Origin of the sequence: Romboutsia sp. (assembly GCF_051659545.1) — a bacterium.
In the GTDB taxonomy this organism is placed as follows: Bacteria; Bacillota; Clostridia; order Peptostreptococcales; family Peptostreptococcaceae; genus JBOFOR01.
Genome location: NZ_JBOFOR010000108.1, coordinates 1 through 3,161, shown reverse-complemented (window position 1 = coordinate 3,161; position 3,161 = coordinate 1). Strand labels below are relative to the sequence as shown.

Below are 3,161 nucleotides of genomic sequence, written 5' to 3'. Positions count from 1 at the left end.
TAAAGAGTTTTTTAAAGGATAGAGAATTATCTAATAAAAATATGAAGACAGTAAATAAAAGTATAGAAGATATAATACCTAAAAGTATGGGTTTTGACATAGATACTCCAGAATATATTCTTACTCAATCTATTGTGCATGGGCTTATAAATGCCGAAATTAATAATCTGTGTGAATTGTATGAAAAATATGTACTAGAAGGTGATATAAATAGCACAAGGGGACTTGATAAAAATAGTTATATAGAAAAATATATTAGTAATATTAACGATAGAATAACTGAAATTATTCATATGATACCAGAATTAGCTACTGATTATATGGATAGAAAAAGTATAAAGTAAATATAAAAGTATCAATTAATTATCTAATACAAATAAAACTAAAGGAGAGATTGAACAATGACAAAAGCAGTAGTATACGCAAGATTTTCAAGTGATAACCAAAGGGTAAGTTAGCCCCGTATTAGTAGAAATATTAATAGGACACGACCTTAAAACCAGTAACTCCTAAAGTCTTACGACTACAATATAGGATGAAATATGCTTATATGAATGTGAGGAAACTCAGAAACAATAGTAAGGATAGTATATGGTGAGAGCCTAAGTACTGTAACAATGGATGTTTGGTCGCCAAGTTCCGAATAGGAAAAGGTCAAACGACTATCTCGTGAGAGAGTACATTACAAGTGATTGGTAATGGAAACGGGTCGCCCTTAGCATGTAATGATGAAGGTGAAGAAATAGTCTACACTCATATGAAAGTATGAGGTCATCAATAATTAGATGACATCTATGAAGTAACGATCGTAGGTAAATATAATGGATGAATCAATAGATGCACAGATAAGAGCAATAGAAGAATATGCAGATAAGAATAGTATACAGATAGTTAAAGTATTTATAGATAGAGCTAAGTCAGCGACATCAGCAAATCGACCTGAATTTAAAAATATGATTAAGTATTGTGAGGCAGATGAGACAGGTATATCAATGGCTATAGTTCATAAATTAGATAGATTTTCTAGGGATAAGTATGACTCAGCAATATATAAGAGAAAGTTAAAGTTAAAAGGGATTAGAGTTGTTAGTGTTCTTGAAAAACTTGATGATAGCCCAGAAAGTTTAATTTTAGAATCAGTAATTGAAGGCATGGGACAATATTATTCTGCAAATTTGGCTAGAGAAGTTGCAAAAGGGCAAAAGGAAAACGCCTTAAAAGCGTTACATAATGGTGGTGATGCACCTTTGGGTTATGATGTTGCATTTGATAAAACATATGTAATAAATGAAGAAGAAGCTCAGTCTGTAAGAATAATATTTGATATGTATATAAATGGATACTCATATAGCAAGATTATTGATAAATTGAACGATTTTGGATTTTTGACGAAACGTAAAAATAAGTTTGGGAAGAATAGTTTGCATGGTATACTAAGCAATGAAAAATACACAGGTGTATATGTATTTAACAAGACTCAAAGGAAAGGTGTCAATGGAAAAAGGAATGGTCATAAGCAAAAAAGTGAGGATGAAATCATTAAAATAGAAGGGGGAATGCCACAAATAATAGATAAAGAAGTATTTAGACAAGCCCAAGAAATGATGCAAAAAAGAAAGAAAGCACCTGGGTCTCATAAGGCTACTACATTATACCTCCTTACAGGGCTTATTAAGTGTGGTGAATGTGGGGGATATGCAATGCAAGGAAATAAAAGGAAAGACAAATATGGTAATGATTATATTTCGTATAGATGTGGTTGTAGGAAACAAAAGAGAGGATGCAACAATAAGGAGATAAAAAGAGATTATTTAGAAGAGTTTGTCCTTACAGAGTTAGAAAAGCATGTACTGAATGATGAAGCTATACCAGTTTTAAGTAAGGAATTAAATGAGAGACTTAAGACGAAATCTAATGATAATCATGAGATGTTGAGTAATCTTAGAAACAAGTTAGAGAAAGTAAATAAAGAAATTGAAAATATACTTAATGCTATAATGAATGGTATAGTTAATAATATGCTTAAAGATAAGCTAGATGAATTAGAGCAGATAAAGTTAAACTTAGATTTAAAGATAGGGGAACGATCTATAGAAAGTAATGGTGTAGAATCAGTAGATATAACTGAAGATCAAATTAGAAGTATGTTTGGACAGTTTAAAGAATTTGTTTTAACTAGGAATTTACCAGAATGTAAGAAATTTATAAGCGATTATGTTAAAGAGGTAGTAGTATATAAAGACCACGTTGAAGTGATATTCAATGTGGTCTTTTCTTTTGTTGACAATGAAGTAACTCATGATTTACATATTACTACACGAAGAGAAAAAATAAAATAAAAATAAGTTATGGTGACGAATAATAAAAATATTTGATATACTATATAATTAAATTGGAAATTATAGTAAAGGGCGTGAGAGTAGAGGATGATAAAAAAAATTGATATAAATAAGTTTGGTAGCTATAGAGGGTATAAATGGGGATTAGAAGATAAACATTCATTTGGTAAAGTTAATATTATATATGGAAGGAATTATTCAGGTAAGACTACTTTATCAAGAATTTTTAGAAGCATTGAAAGAGGAGAGATTCATGAAGATTTTAAGGATGGAAAATTTGAAATAAATTTAGACACAAATAAGAAAATTAATGAGTCTAATCTGAATGAAAATGAATTAAAGATTAGAGTATATAACTCTGATTTCAGACAGGAAAATTTGAGTTTTTTATATGATAAAGAAGGCATTATAGAACCATTTACAGTGTTAGGTGAAGAAAATGTTGAAATAGAAAAACAGATAAATGACAAAAAAAAGGAAATAGATAGTATACTAAAAAAGTTAGGTGATGAGACAAATGGTGATACTGTAGCAGGTAAATATAAAAAGATTAATGTAGAAATTGAAGACTTGGAAAAAAGTATATCGAAGGAACTTAAAAAGAAAGCAAGTGAAATAAAAATTAATCCACAGTTATTTAAAGCTATACCTTCAAAAAAGGAATATAATATTAAAGATATAAATGGGGAATTAGATTTAGCAATTAGAGTATTACCAGAAGAAGAAGAAAAAATAAAACATATTTTAAAAGAAGATTTTAAGGATAACATAGAAAAAATAAGAGAATTTAGAGATGAGTTTCAAGAAAATATAAATAAAATA

General features: G+C 28.9%; 3 protein-coding genes. All 3 read left to right on the top strand.

The window, feature by feature from the left end; all coding sequences use genetic code 11:
- Positions 1-344 (top strand): hypothetical protein (locus tag ACRC03_RS06465; protein WP_438651738.1); only part of this gene is annotated, 344 nt, incomplete at its 5' end.
- A 477-nt stretch (positions 345-821) separates the two neighbouring features.
- Positions 822-2,339 carry a recombinase family protein gene (locus tag ACRC03_RS06460; protein ID WP_438651737.1) on the top strand — a complete coding sequence of 506 codons (1,518 nt, stop codon included), beginning with the start codon at positions 822-824 and terminating at the stop codon, positions 2,337-2,339.
- An 87-nt stretch (positions 2,340-2,426) separates the two neighbouring features.
- Positions 2,427-3,161 (top strand): AAA family ATPase (locus ACRC03_RS06455; protein ID WP_438651736.1); only part of this gene is annotated, 735 nt, incomplete at its 3' end.

What these genes read in the sequence shown, in the direction of transcription:
- ACRC03_RS06460 (WP_438651737.1), top strand. Translation starts at nt 822, where the DNA reads ATGGATGAATCAATAGATGCACAGATAAGAGCAATAGAAGAATATGCA.